This window comes from Vicinamibacteria bacterium (assembly GCA_035620555.1).
Classification (GTDB): Bacteria; Acidobacteriota; Vicinamibacteria; order Marinacidobacterales; family SMYC01; genus DASPGQ01.
In genome coordinates this window covers 1-3,145 of record DASPGQ010000807.1, presented here as the reverse complement: position 1 = coordinate 3,145, position 3,145 = coordinate 1, and the positions used below count along the sequence as shown (strand labels likewise).

The following is a 3,145-nucleotide window of genomic DNA, read 5'->3' as shown; positions in this document are numbered from 1 at the left end:
CGTGCGCCATGCGGGCGCGAGACCGAAGACGACGGCCGTCGCCAGAGAAATGCCGATGACGAAGCTCAGCACCGTCAGGTCGATCTCGTAGGCAAAGGTGAGGGGGATGGGCAACGGCGGCTGCAACGCCGAAAGCAGGCGAGCCGAAGCCCACGCCAGGGCCAGACCGGCGACGGCACCGAGCGCAGCGAGCAGGAGGCTTTCGGTCATTAGCTGCGAGACGAGCTGCGCGCGGCTGGCCCCGACCGACAAGCGGACCGCGATCTCACGGCTTCGCGCCTGGGCCCGCGAGAGGAGCATATTGGCGACGTTGGCACAGGCGATCAGAAGAACGAGTGCGACGGCGACAAGTAGCACCGCGCCGGCCTGTGCGAGCACCGAATCCACCATGGGATGGAACCGGACCGCGCCAGACGGGAGCACCGTGCCTCGAACCTTCTCGTTCGTGTCGGGATACTCCTCGGCGAGACGGGCAAAGACGGTTGCGACCTGGGTTTCAGCGTCCTCGATGCCAAAGCCAGGAGCAAGGCGACCCACCACGAACAGCCATCTCGTTCCGCGCCGGGTCAGTCGGGTCGTTCCCGTAGGCGAGCCGGTATCGAACTGGATCCCGTTGAAACGCAGTTTCTCCACCATGGCCGTGGGCGTCCAGAACTCGGGCTCGAGACCCGGGATCGTTCCCGTGAACTGGCGAGGCGCGACTCCCACGACGGAGTACTCGACGCCGCTGATTCGAATCGTCGATCCGATGACGTCCGGGTCGCCTCCCATTCGGCGCTGCCATAGCCCGTGGCTCAGCACGAGGACGGGATGGGCCCCTTCGGTTGCCTCTTCCTCGGGAAGAAAGTTGCGCCCCAGACTCGGCTGGACGCCCAGCAGATCGAAGTAGTTGGCGGTTACGACCTCTCCCGTCGTGAGCTCGGACCGGCCGTCTCGAGTCAGAATCCCGCGCACGAAGGCATGCCCGGCCAGGCCGGAAAACGCATCCGTCTGCGCGCGCAGGTCGAGCAGGTCGGGATACGAGTTCGTGAGGTAGGGCATTTCGTCGGATGGGCCGGTATAGACCTCGACGAGCCTTTCGGGTTCGCTAATGGGGAGCTTTTTCAGCATGACGGCATTCACGACGGTGAAAATCGTCGTGTTGAGTCCGATGCCGAGCGCGAGCGAAAGGACGGCGACCAGGGTGAAAGCCGGTCGTTTCCAGAGCGCGCGGAACCCAAACTTGACGTTCTGGAGGAGCATAGGAGACCTCTCTTCCCCTACCATACGAGCCCGTCCGCAGGGGGGTTCCCCCAGTTTATGACGAGAGGTCGAACGGCTACCTGGCTGACTTACTCGAGGACGCCGTCGAGGATGTCGAAAATGCGGCCGGTCGTGTCACCGAGCAGGACGACGCTGCCCGAGAGCAGGACGCGCCGGGTGCCTTCGGGGAGCCGCGGAAGCCTCGATTCGAGGTCTCTGGGAAGCGGATGGAGCTTCTTTTCTAGCCCCGGTGGCAAGGTGCCGTTCTTCACGAGGTGTTTTTGAAGACCCGGCGGAAGCTCCTCACGTTTCGCGAGGCCGGGCGGAAGACCCTCGAGGTTCCTCTCGTCCCGAAACCAGTCCTGGATGATCCGGCGTTCGTCGTCCCCGAAGGCGATCTCGACCTCCGCCGCCACCTCGATGGCGGCGCTCTCGGTTTTCTTGTCCTTGTTCTTCTTTTTCTGAGACTGGGCGAATGTGGCCGAGGCGGAGAGGAGAACCGCCAAGGCGCACAAAAGCGATCGCTTCCTCATCGTGAAGCCTCCCTGCGAGATTTGCGGATCTACTTCGATTCTACGACCCGCGAGCGGGAGCGGCAACGGACGACCGGAAGGGCGAAAGCCCGCATAAGAAGAAAGGAGGCCTTCCCCCGTGGGAAAGCCTCCGCAGAAGAGTGTCGAATCTAGAAACTGAACCGGATGCCGACCTGAAGCTTTCTCGGTTCGATGACCTCGGTCGGATCCCCGAAGTTATCCCCGGACGTCTCGTTGACGAAAGTGTAGGCGTCGTCGTTGAAAAGGTTGAACGCATCGACCAGGATGCCGAGCTCTTGGTTGGCGCCGAAGCGGAAGAATTTCTCCACGTGGATGTCGAGCTCGCTCCGCTCCGGCATACGGTAACTACCCCGGGGATCCAACAGGATGTCCACGCGCTGGGGAAGACGGGCTCGCAGGATCCGGTTATAGGTGCGCCCCGACTGGAAGCCGTAGAGAGCGCTCAGCAGAACGTCCGCCCCGGGAATCCGGTAGGACCCCTGGAGCTTGAGAACATTCCGGCGCGAGTTCAAAAGCTCCCCGTCCGCGTTGATGAGATCGTTGGGGTTGGCCCCCCGGAGTGAATCATTGAGGCCCGGAGCGGCCGCGTTGTTGTCGTGCGTCCCCTCGGCCTTCTGGATCGTCCAGGAGCCCAGAAATTGCCAGTTGTTCCGAAAGCGCTTCTGCAATCGGAGCTCGAAGCCGTTGTAGTCCCTGAAGTAGATGTCGTCCCGGTTCGTGAGCACCCGGAACTCTTGACTCGACGGAGTGATCCGCTCGAAGGCCGAAATCGTCTGTCCTGTGCCAGGATCCTCGACCGTCGTCGGCGCGTAGACGGACTGGTCGTCCCGTCCGGCGAACAGGTTCCCATCGCTCTTCCGAATGTACGTCACCCCGACGGAGACATCCGCCGCGATCTCTCTCTCGAAGCCGACGTAGGCCAGGTTCACATACTTGTTATTGATACCGGGGTCGATGCCGATCGTTGCGTTGGGATCGTTGATAGAGACGACGTCCACGTTGGACGCTTCGGTGCCCTCGAAGCACTCGGGGCCCCCTCCCACGTTGGGAAAGCCGGAGACCGGCTGTCCGCACCCGCCTCCGAGGCCGGTATTGAAGACGTAGAACGCCCGGCTGGGAAGACTGGGATCGAAATCGTCGTAAATGTTCCCGTGAAGAGCGTCGTAATAGCGGCCCCACCCGCCCTTGATCACCGTCTTGCCGTCGCCGGTCAGATCGTAGGTGCCGAACAAGCGACCCGTGTAGTCGTTGAAGGTGAAGGCATCCTGACCGGGTGTCGCCCAGTGGGCGGTCGAGCGATCGTAGCGGAACCCGAGATTCAGCGTGAGGCGCTCGGCGATGGTCCAGGA

Annotated in this window: 3 protein-coding genes; all 3 read right to left on the bottom strand. The window is 62.6% G+C overall.

The window, feature by feature from the left end:
- The coding region (locus VEK15_32320) for an ABC transporter permease (GenBank protein HXV65426.1) at window positions 1–1,242 on the bottom strand (1,242 nt) is incomplete at its 3' end.
- An 89-nt stretch (window positions 1,243–1,331) separates the two neighbouring features.
- Window positions 1,332–1,775 (bottom strand): hypothetical protein, encoded by a 444-nt coding sequence (locus tag VEK15_32315; protein HXV65425.1) that lies wholly within the window; start codon window positions 1,773–1,775, stop codon window positions 1,332–1,334.
- A gap of 149 nt (window positions 1,776–1,924) precedes the next feature.
- Window positions 1,925–3,145 (bottom strand): hypothetical protein (locus VEK15_32310; protein ID HXV65424.1); only part of this gene is annotated, 1,221 nt, incomplete at its 5' end.